Source organism: Peribacillus faecalis (assembly GCF_014712675.1).
Lineage (GTDB): Bacteria > Bacillota > Bacilli > Bacillales > DSM-1321 > Bacillus_AD > Bacillus_AD faecalis.
The window spans coordinates 85,313-105,316 of record NZ_JACXSI010000012.1 but is presented as its reverse complement, the minus strand read 5'-3'; the positions used below and the strand labels follow the sequence as shown (position 1 = coordinate 105,316).

The window sequence follows — 20,004 nt, the reverse complement described above, 5'->3', positions numbered from 1 at the left end:
TCAGCTTGCTGAACCGGCAGGATGAAAGGCGATTCTCTATTCCATTGGAGGTTGAAAATAATGAGTATTGTCGATTTATTGTGTAATTCTGCGGAAAGATTGCCGAATAACAATGCCATCCACTTCAGAAATCAATTCACCACATATAAAGAGCTGCAGGAGAAAGTTTTTCAAGTGGCTGCCGGCTTGAAAAATATCGGTGTGAAAGAAGGCGTCCATGTCTCGCTTATGATGACGAATCGCCCTGAATATATCGTGTCTTATTTCGCCGTTTTAGCGAATGGGGCAACGGTCGTGCCGATTAACCCGTCATTCAAGGAACAAGAAATCACGTATATTGTCAACGATTCAGAGTCACAATTTTTGCTGATTGAATCGATTGTCAAACCGGTGATTGATCAGGCAAAAGCCGGATTTAAGAATGTGAAGCAAATTTACTGTCTCAGCGTAGAAGATGAAGAATATGCTTCTTGGGAAGAACTTGTCTCACCGTCACCAATCAACGCGCCGCTGCAAGTATCAGCTTCATCTGTCGCACAAATCATTTATACATCAGGTACGACCGGCAGCCCTAAAGGAGCAATGATAACGCATGCTAATTTAAATTGGATGACAATCTCTGCTGCCGTTCTGAACAAGCTGACGACAGAGGACCGTATTCTTTGTGTACTTCCGCTTTTCCATGCGTATGCGAAGCTGCAAGGATTTTTATCTCCGATTGCTCACGGCTCGACGATTTACTTAGAAGAACGATTCCACCCTGTTGAAACATTGAAAGTCATTACTGAACATAAAATTACTGTGTTCCTTGGTGTGCCGACAATGTATGCGATGTTTGCACAAAATCCGAAGCTGGATGAAATGGATTTTTCAGCACTGCGTGTTGCAGGCTGCGGCGGGGCGAGTCTTCCGGAGCAACTATTGCATAAGACGAATAAATCATTTGGTGTCGATATTTCCGAAGGCTACGGCTTAACGGAAAGTACAGTAATGCTCATGACAACACCGCGCGATTTGCCGAAGAAAATCGGCTCTGTCGGTTCCGCGATCCCGGGTGTTGATTTGAAAGTCGTTGATGCTGACGGTAAAGAATGTCCGCCGCATATGGTCGGAGAAATCATTTTCACCGGTCCGAATATGATGAAGGGCTACTATAAAAAGCCGGAAGAAACGGCTAATACGATTAAGGATGGATGGTTGTATACAGGCGATCTTGCCTACTACGATGAAGAAGGCTACCATTTCATCGTCGACCGCAAAAAAGACCTCGTCATTCGCGGCGGCTTTAACATTTATCCGCGCGAAATCGAAGAAGTGATTTATAAACATCCGGATGTCGTAGAAGCTTCTGTCATCGGCAGACCAGACCCGGTTTTCGGTGAGAAGACGGTCGCCTATATCGTCTCGAAAAATCCGGAACTGACTGTGGACGATATTCGCGCTTACTGCAGCGAGCAATTGGCGGAATATAAGGTGCCTGATTATGTCAGCTTCCTTTCTGAAATTCCTAAAAACCGCACAGGAAAGATTTTAAAAACAGCTTTGAAGGAGCTGGATCAGCAAACTAGTAATCAATAAGATTATATAAGATGAGAGGCAGCTTTTTACAGCTGTCTCTTTGGTATGCATTCATACAATTGTCGGATAAATTTTTATGGAAAAATAAAGGAGTTTCTTAATGGATTATCGAAATTTTTATAGTGGTATATTTTGTAAAATGAGAAAGGGGGCTGTCAGTGAAGCTTGTAAGGGAAATTATGACACCGATGGAGCAGTGCTTGTTTCCTCACAATACCTTTTTGGATGCTGTAGAAATGATGAAGGATACGAAATGGAATACGATCCCTGTCATTAATTCAACCGGCAAGTTGATTGGTGTATATACAAGAAGCTCTCTCCATCAAATGATCATGGAGAATGTTGGTCACGAAACCCCGATTAGCGATTATATAAAAAAAGATGTCGGAACGATTTTGGAAGACGTCAATACCGAATTACTCAGCACGTTCATTATGAAGAGCCGCATCGGCACCGGCATTGTTGTCAATAAGCAAGGCGAGCCGATAGGTCTAATAACAAAGACGGATGTGGTCATGAACTATGTGCAGGAAACGCAATTTTTAAAGGAAAAGCTAGAAAAGGTACTGTTCACATCCAATCTGGGTGCAATTATGACTGATGAGGATCAGAACATTATTTTTGCAAATGAACGCATTGCCGACTATGTCGGCATTCAAAAAAATGAACTTCTAAAACACAGTCTTGCAGACATTATCCCTCAAATAAAAACAATGGAGGGCGATAAAGAAGCAACTTTTCGTATGCGCTTTCAATCAGAACATTTTATCGTCCGGGTCTCCAAATACAACATATCAGATGATCAACAAGGTTTCATTATACTATTGCAAAATGTTTCCGAGCTTGAGCATTTAACTGCCGAGCTTGAAAGCGAAAAGAAGTGGAAAACAATTTTGCAATCCGTTATCAATAATGCTTATGACGGACTTGTGATGATCAATGAAAAAGAGGAAATTATTTTTATTAGTCCATCTTTAATTGAGTTATTCGATTTAACTTCTGACCATGTTCAAAGGGCACAAGTGGAAAATGTTCTGCCGCAGCTGCAACTTGAGAAAGTGCTGCAGACAGGCGTTGCAGAGATAAGCGAATTTCTAGAGATTAAGGGCATTAAATATATGGTACATCGCATCCCTGTGTATCAAGATAAGGTGATAATCGGTGCAATCGGTAAAGTTGTATATCGTCAGCTTCATGAAGTAAAAGAGCTGCTGAAAAGCTTTGATAATTATGAAACGACGAAAGTGAAGGAAAAGGTTGAAACATCGCGTTTCACATTTGATCAAATAGTCACTCATGACCCGCTCATGGAAAAGCTGATGAGAAGCGGCATGAAAGCAGCAAAAGGCCGGACGACTATTTTGGTCCGCGGGGAGAGCGGCACCGGCAAGGAGCTGTTCGCACACGCTATACATAGTGCTAGCCTATTTGGTAAAGGTCCATTCATTACGGTTAACTGTGCGGCCATCCCGGAGCATTTGCTTGAGTCGGAGTTTTTCGGCTATGAGGAAGGCGCGTTTACAGGAGCGAAGCATAAAGGGAAAATCGGTAAGTTTGATTTGGCGCATGGCGGCACTTTATTTCTCGATGAAGTAGGCGATATGTCGCTTCAGTTGCAGGCGAAGCTGCTTCGTGTTTTGCAAAAAAGAGAGTTTTACCGAGTCGGAGGTACCGAAAGAATTAAGGTGGATGTCCGGATAATCGCCGCTACGAACCGCCCACTTGAGAAAATGGTTGCCGAGGGAGAATTTCGGGAGGATCTTTTTTACCGACTCAATGTCATTTCCTTTGAGATTCCGCCGCTACGAAAACGGAAAAAGGATATTTTATTGTTGAGCGAACTGTTTATTCGCGAACTGAACAAGAAGAATGGCACGAGTGTAACCGGTTGGGATCCGATGTTTGAACAGGCGATTGTGGAATACGATTGGCCGGGCAATGTCCGAGAGCTTCGCAACGTGTGGGAGCGGGCGATGGTTTTTGCTGAAAATGGCAAGGTAGAACTTGGCGATTTGCCGGATTATATTATAAAAAAAGCAGGCTATGACCTGTTTCTTGAAGATGAGGAGAGTGCATCTGATCAGCCGCTTCTCGAAAAAGCCGAACAACTGGCGATCCACCGGGCGCTACAAATGGCGAACGGCAATAAAAGCAAAGCATGTCAGCTATTAGGAATCAGTCGTTCTGTCCTCTATGACAAGCTGAAAAAATACCAATCTATTACGTAGGAGGAATGTAAGATGCATAATGAATTTTTAGAACAAGTAAAAAATGAAACGGTGTTGCCGGTGATTGTTTCTCCGATGTTTATTATTTCAAAGCCGAAAATGGTTATTGAAAGCTGTAAATCAGGTGTAATCGGGACGTTTCCGTTATTGAACGCCCGCACAGAAGAGCAATTGATTGAGTGGATGGAAGAAATCACTGGCGAATTGAGCCGCTTAAAGGTAGAAAATCCGGACGCAAAAATTGCGCCTTGGGGTGTCAATTTAATTGTTCATTCTTCCAATCATCGCTACGAAGGCGACTTGGAAATCATTAAAAAATATCAGCCGCCAATTGTCATTACATCACTAGGCAAGCCGGTGAAGGAAGTGGAAATTGTTCACTCATACGGTGGTAAAGTATTCTCGGATGTCATCAGTACAAAGCACGCGAAGAAAGCGGCAGAAGCTGGTGTGGACGGTCTTGTTTTAGTTTGTAACGGAGCGGGCGGACACGGAGGCACTTTAAATCCGTATGCGTTTGTTGCAGAGGTTAGACAATTTTGGGACGGCCTCATCATTTTGGCGGGCTGTCTGACTAATGGCCGTGACGTGCTGTCGGCTAGAGCGCTAGGTGCCGATTTTGCTTATATGGGCACACGTTTCATTACGACGGAAGAAGCGGCAGCTGATGAAGAGTACAAAGAAATGATAATTGAATCAACAACACAGGATATTATTTATACAGATGCAATCAGCGGTGTGAATGCTAATTTCCTTACGAAGAGCATCATTAAAGCCGGTCTTGATGTAAGCAATTTGAAGAAGAAGGACAAAGTTGAAGTCGTCCATGACGAGGAAGCGAAAGCATGGAAAAATATATGGTCTGCCGGACAAGGTGTCGGCTCTATAACAGAAGTGCAGCCGATTGCCGAAGTTGTTCGCCAATTGAAAGAAGAGCACGACCATGCGTTAGCAGAGCTGACGAAGGTCGGGATTACTAGTTAAATAGATTGTTGAGAAATGCATGGGGTGTGGGATTCTGTGCATTTTTTTGTTCAGTTTTAATGGTTGTGCCGATTATTTTGAAAAAGTGGCATTTCGAATTAAATAAGAGAGATTGTCTTACTTTTTTTACCTAATTTTAACATCGCACACAACTTGATTTTATTGGTGTCTTAATTTCATACAAAAATGGTTCGGTTGAAACGGGAATTTTAGCATTTTCTGTGTTGGCACAGTTCTTGCATCTATAAGATTAGCAGAACAATTTTAGTAATAGAGGGTGAAAAGAGGATGGCACATAAGTATTTAAAAGAAGAGCATGAGATTTTTCGCGAGTCTGTAAGGAAGTTTCTTGATAAGGAAGTCAGACCGTTTTTCCATGAATGGGAGAAGCAGAGGAGCACGCCGAAAGATTTGTGGGGTAAATTTGGCGAGCAAGGTTTCCTCGTACCGTGGGCGGAAGAGAAATATGGCGGTTTTAATGCAGACTTTGCTTATTCAGTCGTCTTAATAGAAGAGTTTGAGAAGGTAGCCAGCGGCATCGGAACAGGTCTTCATAATGATATTATCGTTCCATACATTGCGACTTATGGAACGGAAGAGCAAAAGGACCGTTGGATTCCAAAATGCGTCAGCGGAGAATGGTCGACTGCAATTGCGATGACCGAGCCGGGTGCCGGTTCCGATTTGGGCAACATCCAAACGAGAGCAGTGAAGAAGGGCGATCATTACGTCATTAACGGCGAGAAAACGTTCATTTCAAACGGTTTGAAAGCCAATCTTGTCATTGTCGCCTGTAAAACGGATATGAATGCCGGACATAAAGGGATCAGTCTCATTGTTGTCGAGGAAGGAACACCGGGCTTTAAGCGCGGTAAAAAACTGGAGAAAATCGGGCAGCATGCGGCTGATACGTCGGAATTGATTTTCGAAGATGCAATCGTGCCGGCAGAAAATTTATTAGGTCAAGAAAATAAAGGTTTCTATTATTTAATGGAAAAACTGCAGCAGGAGCGGCTAGTGTGTGTTATTCAGGCACAAACAGCAGCAGAAGAGTCGTTGAAAATGACGATTGAATATGTCAAACAGCGCCCGATGTTCGGCAAGACGCTATCAAGCTTGCAAAATACACAATTTAAAATTGCCGAAATGGCAACTGAGGTCGAGCTTGGGCGCATGTTCCTCGACGATCTCATTGTCCAGCATATGGCAAATAAAGATGTTGCAACACAAGTATCGATGGCAAAATGGTGGACGACAGAAATGGCTAAGCGTGTCATCGGCCAATGTATGCAGTTTCATGGCGGCTATGGCTACATGGAAGAATACCCGATTGCGAGAAGATACCGTGATATCGCGGTAACGTCAATTTATGCGGGATCTAATGAAGTTATGAAGCAAATTGTAGCGAAAAGACTAGGATTATAAGGGGGAAAAGAGAATGAGAGAAGCGGTTATTGTAGAAGGTGTCAGAACACCGGTCGGAAAAAGCAGAGGAGTTTTCAGTAACAATCGTCCGGATGAATTGCTTGCGGGTGTACTAAGTGAGCTGATGAAACGCGCAGGTGTTTCTAAAGATATCGTGCAAGATGTTATTATCGGCTGTGTATCGCAGGTTGAAGAGCAAGCGTTGAACATTGCGCGCTCTTCTGCTCTTATTGCAGATTTTCCGATTCATGTGCCGGGCACGACGATTGACAGACAATGTGGGTCAAGCCAGCAGGCGGTTCACTTCGCGGCTCAGGCGATTTTAAGTGGTGACATGGATATTGTCATTGCCGGGGGAGTCGAGAGCATGACGCGTGTGCCGATGGGCTCGACACGAAAAAATTCGAAAAACAGTCCGGAGCTGGCGTCGCGCTACGAGCTGATCAATCAAGGTTTGTCAGCGGAGCGAATCGCGGAAAAATGGGGCTACAGCCGTACGCAACTAGATGAATTTTCACTTGAAAGTCACCGCCGGGCCATTCAAGCGCAAAATGAAGGCCGTTTCGACCGTGAGATTATGCCAGTTGAAGTGACACTTGAGGATGGCACGAAAACATTAGTGACACAAGATGAAGGACCGCGCCGAGGTTCGACGATTGAGAAGCTAGCGACACTTCCGACGGTGTTTAAAGAAAACGGTGTCATTCATGCCGGCAATGCAAGCCAAATGAGCGACGGTGCAGCTGCACTATTAATTATGTCAAAAGAAAAAGCGCTTGAACTGGGCTTGAAGCCGAAGTTCAAAATTATTTCCCGGACAGTTGTCGGATCTGATCCTACTTTGATGCTGACAGGTCCAATCGAAGCATCAAAAATGGCATTAGATAAAGTCGGTATGTCAATTGAAGACATTGATTTATATGAAGTTAATGAAGCGTTCGCGCCAGTTCCGCTTTGCTGGATGGAAGAACTCAAAGCAGATCCAGCGAAATTGAACGTAAACGGCGGTGCTATCGCTTTAGGTCATCCGCTTGGGGCAAGCGGCGCACGAGTCATGATTACATTAATGCATGAATTGGAAAGAACAGGCGGTAAGTATGGTTTGCAGGCAATATGCGAAGGCGCCGGCATGGCGAATGCAACAATTATTGAAAGAATTTAATTAATAGGGGGCTAAATTTATGAAGAGTAAAGATGTAGTAGCGATTGTAACAGGCGGCGCATCCGGATTAGGAGAGGCAACAGTGAGACGTATTGTCGCCAATGGCGGCAAAGCGACGGTCATTGATTTGAATGTTGAGAGAGGCTTGGCGCTTTTAGAAGAGTTAGGACCTGAAGTGCTTCATTTTGTTCAAGCGAATGTCGCAAGTGAAGAAGACGTTCGCGCGGCTGTGCAGCAAACAATAGAGAAATTCGGCAAGGTCAATACAGTCGTCAACTGTGCCGGCATCGGAAATGGTGAAAAAGTAGTGAGTAAAGGGGTAGCACATGATTTGGGCCGCTTCACGAAAGTAATTGAAGTCAATTTAATCGGTACATTCAACGTCACTCGTTTAGCGGCAGAAAAAATGGTACAAAACGAGCCGAATGAAGAAGGCGAAAGAGGTGTCATCATCAATACAGCTTCTGTCGCCGCTTTCGAAGGTCAAATGGGGCAGGTCGCTTACAGCGCTTCTAAAGGAGGCGTTGTCGGTATGACATTGCCGCTGGCGCGCGATCTTGCCCGCGATGGAGTCCGTGTCATGACAATTGCGCCTGGACTGATTGATACGCCGTTATTCTCAAGATTGCCGGAAAAAGCGATTGAGGCACTTGGCGCAATGGTGCCATTCCCGCCAAGATTGGGCAAAGCGACAGAATACGCGCAGCTTGCGGCTAGCATTATTGAAAATCCTATGCTAAACGGCGAAACAATCCGCTTGGACGGCGCGATTCGTATGCAGCCTAAATAAGGAGGAATTGAGAATGGGAGAACTAGTAAAATATGAAATTGAAAATCGTGTAGCGACGGTCACAATCGATAATCCGCCTATGAATGTGCTGAGTAGCCAAGTGACGCAGGAGTTGGATGGAATTTTTACAGAGCTTGCTTCCAACCCGGCAGTCGGCGCTGTTGTATTGACAGGCAACGGCAGCAGAGCTTTCATGGCAGGAGCTGACATTAAAGAATTTCCGCAAAAAATGAATGCCACGAAAGCGGAGAAACTCGAGCGAAATGCGTCTGTACATGAAGTGTTGAATAAAATTGCGGATCTTCCTAAGCCGACAATCGCAAGCCTGAATGGTCTAGCGCTTGGTGGCGGTTGCGAGCTGTCATTAACGTGCGACATCCGTATCGCAGAAGAGCATGTGAAAATCGGACTGCCTGAAATTAAGTTAGGGCTATTCCCAGGCGGCGGCGGAACACAAAGACTGCCTCGTATCGTCGGACCATCTAAAGCGAAGGAATTAATGTTTGTAGGCGACCCGATTACAGCACAGCAAGCATTGGAGCTTGGCTTAGTGAACCAAGTTGTGCCAAGCGGGGAAGGGTTGGCGGCAGCACAGGCTTTGGCCGGCAAAATCGCGCAATACTCAGCTGATGCCTTAAGCTTCATTAAACAAGCGGTTAATAAAGGAGCTGAGAAAGACTTAGAGACAGGCCTTGCGCTTGAACGCGAACTATTTGCTGATGTATTTGAAACGGACAATGTGAAAGAAGGGGTAAGAGCCTTCTTGGAGAAACGTTCTCCGGTATTTAATCAATAAGAAAGAAGCTGTCCGGAAAGCATTGGCTTTTCGGACAGCTTTTGTTCTTTACCATAAAGGCTCTTCTTCGTTGCTTAATTCTAAAAGAAACGGGCTAAGGGTGATGCTCATGATGAGTGCGGTGCAGACACTTATGATGGTGAAGTAGGATGTTGCTCCTAGAAAGAGCGGAAGCAACCAAATTAGTTGTAGAATCATAGCGAAATTGATTGCTTTTTTACGAGCTTTTGCCGACATGTATTGAACTTGACCACAATGAGGGCAGTCCATTTTCATCTCGAAGGTAAAAGATTTTTTTGTGATCTCTTTCCAGCTCCACTGTTTGTGACATTTTTGACAAGCTGCCATATGTAGCGACCTCCTTTATTTGATTTTAACTAATTTTACCAACGATAAAAAGGGGCCGAGAAGGAAAATAGTTAAATTGGCGAATAAACAAAGAAAGTGGAATCTAAATATAGTTTTATATTTTGAGGTTTCCTTGATGGGGAATTTAATTTTAAGAAAAATAATTCCGTATATGTTAACCTGGTTTTATGATTGGAAATATTTAAATTTATTGGGAGGAATTATGAAGACGGACATTCATTTAGCGGCAGAGGAGCATTTATTTGATGTACATAGGATGATGAGGGAAGCGTTTGAGGAATACCGTAATTTAGTGGTGCCTTCAAGCGCTGTGACAGAGCCGCTCGATCAGCTGCTGAATGCTTATCGTTCAGGGGAGGAACAAGCGATTTTATGCTTAGTTGATGGTGTGCCAGCAGGTTCGGTACGGTTCAAACTAAAGGGTCAGGCATTATATTTTTCACGGCTATCTGTGAAGCCGGAGAAACGAGGAAAAGGATTAGCGAAAGCTATGCTTGCATGGCTCGAAAATTACGCGAAAGATTACGAGATAAAAAAAATCGAGTGTCTTGTGCGTGCCGAACTGCCTGAGAATATTCAATTGTACGAATCGATTGGCTTTCAGGTGACGAAAACGGAGGTAGCAACGAATCCAAATGGTTTTTCAGTTCCGGTCGCGACGATGGAAAAATATTTGAATTGTGAGGAGTTCGCCATCATTTTTGACATGGATGGCACACTTTTTCAGACGGATAAAATATTAGAGACGGCACTTCATGACACGTTCGAATATTTGCGGGAACGGGAATTATGGTCGAAAAAAACGCCTATTGATACATATCGAAAGATTATCGGCGTACCGCTGCCTGACGTTTGGGCAACACTTTTGCCGAATCAGCCTGTAACTGTACGGAACAAAGCGAATGAAATTTTTCATGAACAGCTGATTCGGCATATACAGGAAGGGAATGGCGCGTTATATCCAAATACGATAGAGATGCTTCAGTCTCTAAAAGAAAAAGGCTATGAGCTTATTATCGCAAGTAATGGTCAAACTGCTTATTTGCAGGCGATTGTCAGTTATTATCGACTGGATTGCTGGGTTACACAAACATTTAGTATAGAACGGATTGCGACGATGAAGAAGAGTGATCTAGTCGCGGCAATTAAGAAGAAATATGGTATAACAAAAGGTGCGGTAGTAGGTGATCGATTATCGGACATAGAGGCAGCGAAATGTAACGGCTTTTTGGCAATAGGTTGCCGTTTCGAGTTTGCTCAAGAGGACGAGCTTGCTCAGGCGGATTATGTGATTAATGACTTGCTTGAGCTTTTGCCGATTGTTCAAAAAGCATGATAATATTCGGGAGGAACTGAGCATTTCTCCCTTTTTTCTCTGAATTTAATGATAACTCTTCCGACATTAAGAGAACACCCCGCATTTGAAAAGGATTAAGCTAGAGAAGAAAATTTGGAAAAAAATAAAAATTTCCCAAAAACTTAGTTGACAACTAGGATTAATGAGTATTATAGTTTGATATAAGAAAATAAACTGTTGGCTGATCGGAAAACCGAAGGCTCTTAATATGCAAGGTGTGTCTTTCACTTTGCATGTTAGGAGCCTTTCTTTTTTCTCTAAACAGCAGCAATCAAACGAAAAATGAATGTGGGGGTTCCAAAATGAAAAAGTGGTTATTATCAGCGTCACTAGTTTTACTTATAGGGGTGCTGGCTGCATGCGGTTCGGATGAATCAGCAAGCGAAAATAAATCGAAAACTTCCGGAGAAGCTTCAAAAGAACCGGTTGAGCTATTGAATGTATCGTATGATCCGACCCGTGAACTATATGATGAATTCAATCAAGCATTTGCGAAACAATGGGAGAGCGAGCACGGCCAGAAAGTGACGATTAATCAATCGCATGGTGGCTCAGGGAAACAAGGGCGTTCTGTTATTGACGGAAATGAGGCAGACGTAGTGACATTGGCATTAGCTTACGATATAGACGCAATTGCGGAAGCGGGCCTTTTAGAAAAAGATTGGCAAGGCAAATTAGAGGATAATTCCACACCATATACTTCGACCATCGTATTTTTGGTGAAAAAGGGTAATCCGAAAAATATTAAAGACTGGGATGACTTAATTCGTGATGATGTTTCGGTTATTACACCGAACCCGAAAACATCAGGCGGCGCGCGCTGGAACTACTTAGCTGCATGGGCATTTGCTACAAAGCAATATGATAATGATGAGAAAAAAGTGAAAGACTTCGTGAAAAAGCTTTACAAAAATGTTGAGGTGCTAGATTCCGGAGCGCGTGGTTCGACACAAACCTTCGTTGAGCGCGGTATTGGCGATGTGCTGATCGCATGGGAAAATGAAGCATTCCTTTCCATCAACGAGCTTGGCGAAGATAAGTTTGAAATTGTCGCTCCGTCACTAAGTATTTTAGCTGAACCGCCTGTAGCGGTTGTCGATAAAATCGCCGAAAAAAAAGGAACGAGAGAAGTAGCAACAGCCTATTTAGAGTATTTATATAGCGAGGAAGGCCAAGAAATCGCTGCGAAAAATTATTACCGACCTCGTAATGAAGAAGTGCTGAAAAAATATGCGGATCAGTTCCAGGAAATCGAATTCGTCACAATTGATGAAGACTTCGGCGGCTGGACAAAAGCGCAAACAACTCACTTCAATGACGGCGGAACATTTGACGGAATTTATCAGCAGTAAAGGAATATAAAGACAATGACTTATAGGGGCGTATGCTTCTATAAGTCATTGTCTTTAGAAAAGTAGGGATGAGGATGAAGAGAAAAGTAGGCAGGAAAGCGACCGTATTGCCCGGATTCGGATTGACGATGGGCTTTACGATTTTATATTTGGGTGTGCTTGTGCTCATTCCATTGGCGATGATTTTTCTAAATACGACTTCGCTTGGGTGGAGCGGATTTTGGGAAACGGTGACAGATGATCGGGCTGTTGCTTCTTATAAGCTAAGCTTTGGGACAGCGTTTGCCGCAGCGATCATTAATGCGATTTTCGGTGTGCTGATTGCCTGGGTGCTGACACGCTATCATTTCCCGGGAAAGCGAATTTTGGATAGTCTTGTCGATTTACCGTTTGCTTTGCCGACTGCTGTCGCAGGGATTGTGCTGGCTACGTTATATGCAGAGAACGGTTGGATCGGGCAATTTTTTTCATTTCGAATTGCATTTACACCGCTTGGTATTATGATTGCACTTGTGTTTATCGGCTTACCGTTTGTCGTTCGGACGGTGCAGCCAGTACTTGAAAATATCGAAAAAGAAGTGGAAGAAGTGTCTTCGCTTCTTGGTGCGACGAGGCTGCAGACGTTTCGGAAAGTTATATTGCCGGAGCTGGTGCCGGCGATTTTAACCGGATTTACATTGGCGTTTGCGAGAGCGCTTGGGGAATATGGATCGGTTGTTTTCATTGCGGGAAATATGCCGTTCAAAACCGAAATCACGCCGTTCATTATTATGACAAAGCTAGAGCAGTATGACTATGTCGGAGCGACAGCGATTGCGACAGTTATGCTAGTGGCGACTTTTGTAATATTACTGTGCATTAATCTTTTGCAATGGTATTCAAGCAGAAGATTTATGAACGGATAAAGGAGGGGGAAAGACATGCAAATTCAAACGGAAGCAGGCAAAAAGGCGGTAAAAACAGCAGTGAAAAGCAGAACTTCAGAGCCACTATTTGTCCGCATTATATTAATCACTGTGTCGTTGTTGTTTCTTTCTCTTTTCCTCGTGCTGCCACTTGTTGCGATTTTTGTGAAGGCGTTTGAAAAGGGAGTGGATGTGTATCTTGCTTCAATTACACATCCGGATGCATTATCGGCTATAAAACTGACGCTTTTAGTGGCGGTGATTGTCGTGCCGCTCAATGCGATTTTTGGTGTAGCGGCTGCCTGGGCTATCTCTAAATATCAGTTTAAGGGTAAAAGCATTTTAATTACATTGATTGATTTGCCGTTCGCGGTTTCGCCGATCATTGCTGGTCTAATCTTTATTTTGCTCTATGGTCCGAACAGTTTTCTCGGTCCGTATTTGGCAGCGAATGATATTAAAATTTTGTTCGCGGTGCCAGGCATTGTACTTGCGACTTTGTTTGTCACGATGCCGTTTGTTGCCCGTGAGCTCATTCCGCTTATGCAAAGCCAAGGGTCTTCAGAGGAAGAGGCATCACTTGTGCTTGGTGCAGGAGGATTTAAAACGTTTTGGAAGGTAACAATGCCGAATATTAAATGGGGATTATTTTACGGGATTATTTTGTGTAATGCCCGCGCGATTGGCGAATTCGGCGCTGTCTCGGTCGTATCTGGACATATTCGCGGCCTGACGAATACGATGCCGCTGCACATTGAGATTTTGTATAACGAATACCAGTTTTCAGCGGCTTTTGCAGTCGCATCACTCATGTCATTAATGGCGATTGTAACGCTTGTTATAAAAAATATTATTGAGCGAAAAGGCAACTATCGTTCAAAGAAAGTCGGATAAGGAGGATGACTCATGTCGATTTCGGTTCAAAATATCTCAAAATCGTTTGGCAATACGCCAATTTTGCATGATATCAATCTAGAAATTAAGAGCGGTGAACTAGTTGCGCTGTTAGGTCCTTCAGGTTCGGGAAAAACATCGTTATTACGAATTATTTCCGGTCTGGAAGTGCCGGATGAAGGAAAAGTTTTATTCGATGAACAGGACTTGTCGCATGTCGGCATAGGTGAAAGACAAGTAGGCTTTGTATTCCAGCATTATGCGCTATTTCGCAATATGACAATCTATGAAAATATCGCTTATGGTCTTAGAGTACGCCCGCGAAAATTTAGACCGAGCAAGCAGGCAATTGATGAAAAAGTAACGGAGCTTCTTAAGTTGATTAAACTTGAGCAGTTCGGCGATCGTTATCCGAATGAGCTGTCAGGAGGACAAAGGCAGAGGGTTGCGCTGGCAAGGTCACTTGCGGTCGAGCCGAGAGTGCTGCTATTAGATGAACCGTTCGGCGCTTTAGATGCGAAAGTGCGTAAAGAGCTGCGTCGCTGGCTCCGTAAGCTTCACAATGATTTTCCGATTACGAGTGTGTTCGTAACACATGACCAGGAAGAAGCGATGGATGTTGCTGACCGTATCGTTATCATGAATGAAGGAAAAATCGAGCAAATCGGCAGTCCATCTGAAGTATATGAAAATCCGGCCAATCCGTTTGTATATGATTTTCTCGGCAGTGTGAATACATTCTCCGGACAGGTACGCAATGGCAAGTTGCAAACCGGGAATTATGCGCTAGATGTACCCGGTCTTGAGAAAGAGGAAGACGGTAATGGTATCGGCTATACACGTCCACATGATTTCTTGCTTGAGAAGGTAGCGTCTGATGACACATCGATTGAAGCGGTTGTCGACCATATCCATGCAGTCGGTCCGGTTGTGCGCGTTGAATTAAAACGTAAGGACAATGATGAAATGGTTGAGGTTGAAATTTCAAAGGAAAACCGTGAAGAACTGCAACTGCAAAAAGGCGATACAATCTATGTGAAGCCAAAAGAGCTCAAGGTATTTTTTGATTTTGTGATATAGCGAGAGAAAGGGCATTCGGTTCGGATGCTCTTTTGTTGTGCTATGATAAAGCGATATACATAATGAAAAGGAGATTTGATGATGGAAATAAACCAAATTTCTTTACCGATCGCGTATATGATTGAGACGTTGCGCAGTCATTCTGTCAGCAATCAAGAGTTGCTAACTCAAATCGAGAAGAAGGATGTCAGTGTTTGGGACGATATTGAAACGAACTTCGACTTCAATGTGCTCTTGGCAGTTTGCCGAGGAGGACAGCAAGTTTTTCCGTTCAATTGTTGAGGACGGCTATCAGGTGAGATTTGTGACGATTAACGGTTTGCAAAGGCTGCTGCAGCTGAAGTTCGGCAAGTTGGCTGACCGCGATTATAACTTGACTGAAAACGGTGTGGAACGTCTGCAAATCGATGTACAGCAACTCGCTATCTTGAAGCAAATTTTATCCGATAACTGGCTGATTAATGAGACTGATTTTGAGAATGGTGTGAAGGTTCAGTTGCGTTAGAAAGAGTGAGAAAAAAGGCATTCCGAATATTTTTGTTCGGGTGCTTTTTATTTTTCGTCTTTACGAAAGAAATGTCTCTTAAAAACGTTTACAGCTGGCGAAAAAACAATAAAAAATTAAAATGGAAAAGATTTCATTTTACGAAATTTAATTATTTTAATATAATATATGTAACTGGTAAACATAGTTAAAACTACCTATTCCTTATTAAATTATTCTAATTGTGTTCTACTGATTTATTAATCTCCTTCTCATATTCATCCACTTCTTAACGGTTACAAGCATTTTTTTAATGAAACAGCAAACTTTATTGATTTATTATTCTTGAAAAAAATTTATCATTAAAGATTGAATATTTGTATTTTTAGAATAGCATCACGAATTGCCGTATGAAGCAGTGAAATGGGAAGTCATATCTTTACAACTAAGAAAGGATGATGTTAATGAAATCAACGAAAAAAATTCTTCTTGCACTAGTTTTGGGTGCGTTGGTAGGTTTAGGATTAAATCTATATGCTCCGACATTATTCACTTATTTAGATAGTTATTTGTTTTATCCTCTTGGAAAAATCTTCACTAGCTCCATTAAGATGCTTGTAGTTCCATTGGTCTTATTCTCCATTATTTTAGGGACCACCGGTTTAGGAGATCCGAAAAAACTTGGAAGAATCGGTTTGAAAACTATTGGCTACTTTTTAACCACAACTGCGATTGCTATTATCATTGCGATGTCACTTGCGATTGTCATATCGCCGGGTACGAAAGGAACATTTGATACAGAAAATGCGAGCTATGAAGTAGCAGAAACAACTTCGGTTACAGATACATTACTAAATATTATTCCATCAAATCCATTTCAAGCGTTTGCTGACGGAAATATGCTGCAAATTATCTTGATGTCTGTTTTAGTCGGTCTTGCATTGACTGCCCTAGGTGAGAAAACGAAAGGGCTTGTCAGCTTAATTGAGCAAGGAAACGATGTCATGATGTATTTAGTGCAATTAGTAATGCGACTTGCTCCATACGGAACATTCGGTCTGATTGCGACAGCGGTCGGAAGTCAAGGAGTTGGCGCTATGAAAGCAATGGGCGCCTACATGTTTGTTGTCTTGATCGCTCTTGTGATTCATGGCATTGTCACTTATGGAGGCACGATTTGGTTCTTGGCTAAGAAAAGTCCAATTTGGTTCTTGAAGGAATTTGCACCGGCGATGAGTGTAGCATTCAGTACATCAAGCAGCAGTGCGACATTACCGGTTTCGATGGATCTTGCCCAAAATAAATTGGGAGTTAAGAAATCAATCAGCAGCTTTGTTCAGCCTTTGGGGGCAACAATCAATATGGACGGTACATCAATTATGCAAGGTGTCGCGACAATTTTCATCGCGCAAGTATATGGTGTTCAATTAGACTTCACGGCGTTACTGACTGTTGTGTTAACAGCTGTGCTAGCAAGTATCGGTACAGCAGGTGTGCCGGGTGTAGGTTTGATTATGCTAGCGATGGTGTTGTCATCTGTTGGCCTTCCGGTTGAAGGAATCGGCTTGATTCTTGGTATTGACCGTCTGCTTGATATGGCGCGTACGGCTATGAATATCATGGGGGATACAGCATGTGCTTTATTTATCTCTGAGCAAGAGAAGAGAAAGGAAGCGGAGGAAGAAGAAGCCGAAGTTGCGGTTTAATTCTCCACTGGGAAATTATGAATACAACGAAGCGGCAGGAGTTTCTAATCAGATACTCCCGCCGCTTTTTTTGAATCTAAGTAGTATATTCATGGTGAAAAAGACCGATTCACGCTCTTATGACAGTAATCTCAGATGTAATGTCCACATTGCCTTTTAGAGCACGGCTGATCATGCAGGAGCCTTCTGCTTTTGCAGCAAGTTTATGGGCAATGGCAATGTCTTCGTCTGTCGCGTCACTTTTTAGCGTAAGCAGCGGGCGATGGATGATTTTTTTGTAAGTAGGTGTGCCACCAGCTGAAACTTCGACTATTCCCTCTGATTCCATTGTTAAATCGACTTTCTCGAGTTTCTTATATTCGAGCATAACGGCAAGGGTAATGATGTAGCATGTCGAAGCTGCCCCAAGCAACATTTCATCCGGATTAGTTCCGATGCCGGGACCGTTCATTTCGGCCGGAATCGAGATTTGCGTTACGAGATTGCCAGCTTCAATATTGCCGGCTTCCTTGCTTGAATGCGGCCAATGAGCCTTTAAATGAAAACGATGTTCTGCCATTGTATTCCCTCCAAGTTTTTACACTAATTGTAGAATATAGAGGCAATAGTCGCACGCTTTATGCTTTACGCATACTGATAATCATGGTTTTGATTTATTATTCTGAAATTTTTGTGATTTAATATTGACAAATCTTATTAGTATGGTAGGATTAATTTAATCTTATGGGAAAATGCATAATATTGCTAAAACTGGATTATGAAAAGGAGGCGAACGACTCTGAAATCGTCTGAATGGGATGCTGTCGTTCAGCATCTGGAAAAAATGCTGGAGACTGTTAAATTCGGGTCAATTACCTTAGTGGTGCAAGACGGTAAAGTAATACAAATTGAGAAAAATGAGAAGGTTCGCCTTCCATCCAATAAAACGCGCTGACTAGACAAACTAGAGGCGGTCTTTTTTTACGTTATACATGAATGCGTGGGAGAAGACTGCCTTTTTATTAAGCCGAGGAGATGCGAGAAATGGTAAATATTGATTTGCAAAAAGTTTTTCCGAGTGATGATGAGACAAAGGGGGCGAAGGCAGTACTTCAGTGGGCGTACAACACGTATGAAGAAGGACAGCTCGTTTATGCCTCAAGCTTTGGGGCAGAAGCGATGGTGCTGATAGATCTGATTAGTGAGATTAAGCCAGATGCTGACATCGTTTTTCTTGATACAGGGCTTCATTTTCCTGAAACGTATGACGTCATTGAGGCGGTGGAGGCTCGCTATCCGAAGCTGAAAATCGAGCGGAAGCTGCCTGCATTGACACTGGATGAACAACGGGAACAGCATGGGCCAGCACTTTGGAAAAGAGAGCCGAACAGCTGCTGTCAAATACGTAAGGTAATCCCGCTTCAAGAAGCACTGTCTTCTAAGCAGGCTTGGATTTCCGGTTTGCGGAGAGAGCAATCGCCGACTCGTGCCAATACGCAATTTTTAAATGAAGACGCTAAGTTTCAAAATGTGAAAATTTGCCCGATTATCCATTGGACGTGGGATGAAGTGTGGACATATATCCGAGAAAAAGGATTGCCATACAATGCATTGCATGACCGCGGCTATCCGAGCATCGGCTGCTTTCCTTGTACATCACCAGTTAGCAATGACGGCGACAGCAGGGAAGGGCGCTGGAGCGGAAGCGGCAAAACTGAGTGCGGTCTGCATACCAATTAATAAGCAATAGAAAGGGAGAATAATAGATGAGTATACCGAAACCACATGGCGGCGAGCTAATCAATGCATATAATCCGTCATTCAATACAGAGACGATTGAAAAACAAATAAACATAGATGCCATTGCCTTGAGCGATTTAGAACTGATTGGCGTAGGCTTGTTTAGTCCACTAACAGGCTTTTTAGGAAAAAATGATTATCAATCTGTTGTAGAAAAGATGCGCCTTGAAAATGGTACGGTATGGTCGATTCCGGTAACTTTGCCGGTGACAGAAACGACAGCATCGGGACTTGAAATCGGTGAAACAGTCAAGTTAGTGCATGAAGGCATTACTTATGGCGTCATTACTATTTCCGAACTGTATACTCCTGATTTGAAAAAAGAAGCGCGCGAGGTTTACAAGACAGAAGAAGCAGCGCATCCGGGTGTGAAGCACTTGTTTGAAAGAGGCAATGTGTATGTGGCCGGTGAGGTTGTACTTGTGAAGAAGCCGGACCGCGGAGTGGCTGCTGATGTTTGGTTTGAGCCGGAACAATCACGCGCTCTATTCGAAGAAAAAGGCTGGAAAACAGTTGTCGGTTTCCAAACGAGAAATCCGGTGCATCGCGCACATGAATACATTCAGAAGGCAGCGTTAGAGACAGTCGATGGTTTATTTTTGAATCCTCTAGTCGGCGAGACTAAGTCGGATGATATTCCTGCTGATGTACGTCTGAAGAGCTATCGCGTTTTGCTTGAAAACTATTATCCTAAAAATCGTGTTCTGTTCGGCGTTTATCCAGCGGCGATGCGTTATGCCGGTCCGCGCGAAGCAATTTTTCATGCGATTGCCCGTAAAAACTTTGGCTGCTCGCATTTCATAGTCGGGCGCGATCATGCCGGTGTCGGCGATTATTACGGCACATATGATGCGCAGCATATATTCAGCGAATTTACGGAAGAAGAGCTTGGCATTAAGCCGCTGTTTTTTGAACATAGCTTTTATTGCCACGCTTGCGAAGGAATGGCTTCTGACAAAACGTGTCCGCATGGCTCGGAGCAGCGCGTAATTTTATCAGGTACTAAGGTGCGCGAATTGCTGCGTGCTGGCGAATTGCCGCCATCTACATTCAGCCGCAAAGAAGTGGTCGAAGTGCTTATTGAAGGCTTGAAAACAGAAGCGAGAGTATAGGAG

The 20,004-nt window shown here is 43.3% G+C and carries 20 protein-coding genes and 1 pseudogene; 19 read left to right on the top strand and 2 right to left on the bottom strand.

Going from position 1 to position 20,004, the window contains the following annotated elements; translation table 11 throughout:
• Nucleotides 1–60: 60 nt before the first annotated feature.
• The 7 genes from IEO70_RS06280 (at nucleotide 61) to IEO70_RS06250 (ending at nucleotide 8,963) form a co-directional block, all read left to right on the top strand.
• Nucleotides 61–1,578, top strand: a complete 1,518-nt coding sequence (locus IEO70_RS06280; protein ID WP_190997510.1) for a class I adenylate-forming enzyme family protein — start codon at nucleotides 61–63, stop codon at nucleotides 1,576–1,578.
• A 158-nt stretch (nucleotides 1,579–1,736) separates the two neighbouring features.
• A complete protein-coding gene (locus IEO70_RS06275; RefSeq protein WP_328820879.1) occupies nucleotides 1,737–3,806 on the top strand; it encodes a sigma 54-interacting transcriptional regulator in 2,070 nt (689 codons plus the stop codon).
• 12 nt (nucleotides 3,807–3,818) lie between these two features.
• A complete protein-coding gene (locus IEO70_RS06270; RefSeq protein ID WP_190997509.1) occupies nucleotides 3,819–4,790 on the top strand; it encodes an NAD(P)H-dependent flavin oxidoreductase in 972 nt (323 codons plus the stop codon).
• 288 nt (nucleotides 4,791–5,078) lie between these two features.
• Complete coding sequence (locus IEO70_RS06265) at nucleotides 5,079–6,215, top strand: acyl-CoA dehydrogenase family protein (RefSeq protein WP_190997508.1); 1,137 nt, start codon at nucleotides 5,079–5,081, stop codon at nucleotides 6,213–6,215.
• A 13-nt stretch (nucleotides 6,216–6,228) separates the two neighbouring features.
• Nucleotides 6,229–7,377: a thiolase family protein gene (locus tag IEO70_RS06260; protein WP_190997507.1), complete on the top strand. Its 1,149-nt coding sequence runs from the start codon at nucleotides 6,229–6,231 to the stop codon at nucleotides 7,375–7,377.
• A 19-nt stretch (nucleotides 7,378–7,396) separates the two neighbouring features.
• Nucleotides 7,397–8,167, top strand: a complete 771-nt coding sequence (locus IEO70_RS06255) for a 3-hydroxyacyl-CoA dehydrogenase (RefSeq protein WP_190997506.1) — start codon at nucleotides 7,397–7,399, stop codon at nucleotides 8,165–8,167.
• A gap of 7 nt (nucleotides 8,168–8,174) precedes the next feature.
• Nucleotides 8,175–8,963: an enoyl-CoA hydratase/isomerase family protein gene (locus tag IEO70_RS06250; RefSeq protein ID WP_407948686.1), complete on the top strand. Its 789-nt coding sequence runs from the start codon at nucleotides 8,175–8,177 to the stop codon at nucleotides 8,961–8,963.
• Between the two features lie 48 nt (nucleotides 8,964–9,011).
• Here IEO70_RS06250 and IEO70_RS06245 read toward each other — a convergent pair whose 3' ends face one another.
• Nucleotides 9,012–9,311, bottom strand: coding sequence for a TIGR04104 family putative zinc finger protein (locus tag IEO70_RS06245; RefSeq protein WP_190997504.1), 300 nt, complete (start codon nucleotides 9,309–9,311; stop codon nucleotides 9,012–9,014).
• A 136-nt stretch (nucleotides 9,312–9,447) separates the two neighbouring features.
• Between IEO70_RS06245 and IEO70_RS19960 the strand changes: the two are divergent.
• The 9 genes and pseudogenes from IEO70_RS19960 to IEO70_RS06205 form a co-directional block, all read left to right on the top strand.
• Nucleotides 9,448–9,945: pseudogene (locus tag IEO70_RS19960) on the top strand (GNAT family N-acetyltransferase); the annotation flags it as partial.
• Between the two features lie 48 nt (nucleotides 9,946–9,993).
• A complete protein-coding gene (locus tag IEO70_RS19955; protein WP_235973514.1) occupies nucleotides 9,994–10,668 on the top strand; it encodes an HAD family hydrolase in 675 nt (224 codons plus the stop codon).
• 323 nt (nucleotides 10,669–10,991) lie between these two features.
• Nucleotides 10,992–12,041: a sulfate ABC transporter substrate-binding protein gene (locus IEO70_RS06235; protein ID WP_190997502.1), complete on the top strand. Its 1,050-nt coding sequence runs from the start codon at nucleotides 10,992–10,994 to the stop codon at nucleotides 12,039–12,041.
• A 68-nt stretch (nucleotides 12,042–12,109) separates the two neighbouring features.
• The gene (cysT, locus tag IEO70_RS06230; RefSeq protein WP_190997501.1) at nucleotides 12,110–12,946 is read left to right on the top strand and encodes a sulfate ABC transporter permease subunit CysT; all 837 of its coding nucleotides are present in this window, start codon (nucleotides 12,110–12,112) and stop codon (nucleotides 12,944–12,946) included.
• A 15-nt stretch (nucleotides 12,947–12,961) separates the two neighbouring features.
• Nucleotides 12,962–13,840, top strand: a complete 879-nt coding sequence (cysW, locus tag IEO70_RS06225) for a sulfate ABC transporter permease subunit CysW (protein ID WP_190997500.1) — start codon at nucleotides 12,962–12,964, stop codon at nucleotides 13,838–13,840.
• A gap of 12 nt (nucleotides 13,841–13,852) precedes the next feature.
• Complete coding sequence (locus tag IEO70_RS06220; protein WP_190997499.1) at nucleotides 13,853–14,920, top strand: sulfate/molybdate ABC transporter ATP-binding protein; 1,068 nt, start codon at nucleotides 13,853–13,855, stop codon at nucleotides 14,918–14,920.
• Nucleotides 14,921–14,998: 78 nt separating this feature from the next.
• Nucleotides 14,999–15,202 (top strand): hypothetical protein, encoded by a 204-nt coding sequence (locus tag IEO70_RS06215; protein ID WP_190997498.1) that lies wholly within the window; start codon nucleotides 14,999–15,001, stop codon nucleotides 15,200–15,202.
• A 13-nt stretch (nucleotides 15,203–15,215) separates the two neighbouring features.
• Nucleotides 15,216–15,425, top strand: coding sequence for a hypothetical protein (locus IEO70_RS06210; protein WP_190997497.1), 210 nt, complete (start codon nucleotides 15,216–15,218; stop codon nucleotides 15,423–15,425).
• Between the two features lie 443 nt (nucleotides 15,426–15,868).
• Nucleotides 15,869–17,110 (top strand): dicarboxylate/amino acid:cation symporter, encoded by a 1,242-nt coding sequence (locus IEO70_RS06205; protein WP_190997496.1) that lies wholly within the window; start codon nucleotides 15,869–15,871, stop codon nucleotides 17,108–17,110.
• Nucleotides 17,111–17,219: 109 nt separating this feature from the next.
• Here the strand turns inward: IEO70_RS06205 and IEO70_RS06200 are convergent, their stop codons facing one another.
• Nucleotides 17,220–17,669, bottom strand: coding sequence for an SACOL1771 family peroxiredoxin (locus tag IEO70_RS06200; protein ID WP_190997495.1), 450 nt, complete (start codon nucleotides 17,667–17,669; stop codon nucleotides 17,220–17,222).
• Nucleotides 17,670–17,933: 264 nt separating this feature from the next.
• Between IEO70_RS06200 and IEO70_RS20420 the strand changes: the two genes are divergently transcribed.
• The 3 genes from IEO70_RS20420 (at nucleotide 17,934) to sat (ending at nucleotide 20,001) form a co-directional block, all read left to right on the top strand.
• A complete protein-coding gene (locus tag IEO70_RS20420) occupies nucleotides 17,934–18,044 on the top strand; it encodes a YezD family protein (RefSeq protein ID WP_407948731.1) in 111 nt (36 codons plus the stop codon).
• Nucleotides 18,045–18,133: 89 nt separating this feature from the next.
• Nucleotides 18,134–18,829, top strand: a complete 696-nt coding sequence (locus IEO70_RS06190) for a phosphoadenylyl-sulfate reductase (RefSeq protein WP_190997493.1) — start codon at nucleotides 18,134–18,136, stop codon at nucleotides 18,827–18,829.
• A 26-nt stretch (nucleotides 18,830–18,855) separates the two neighbouring features.
• Nucleotides 18,856–20,001 carry a sulfate adenylyltransferase gene (gene sat / locus IEO70_RS06185; protein WP_190997492.1) on the top strand — a complete coding sequence of 382 codons (1,146 nt, stop codon included), beginning with the start codon at nucleotides 18,856–18,858 and terminating at the stop codon, nucleotides 19,999–20,001.
• Nucleotides 20,002–20,004: the final 3 nt, after the last annotated feature.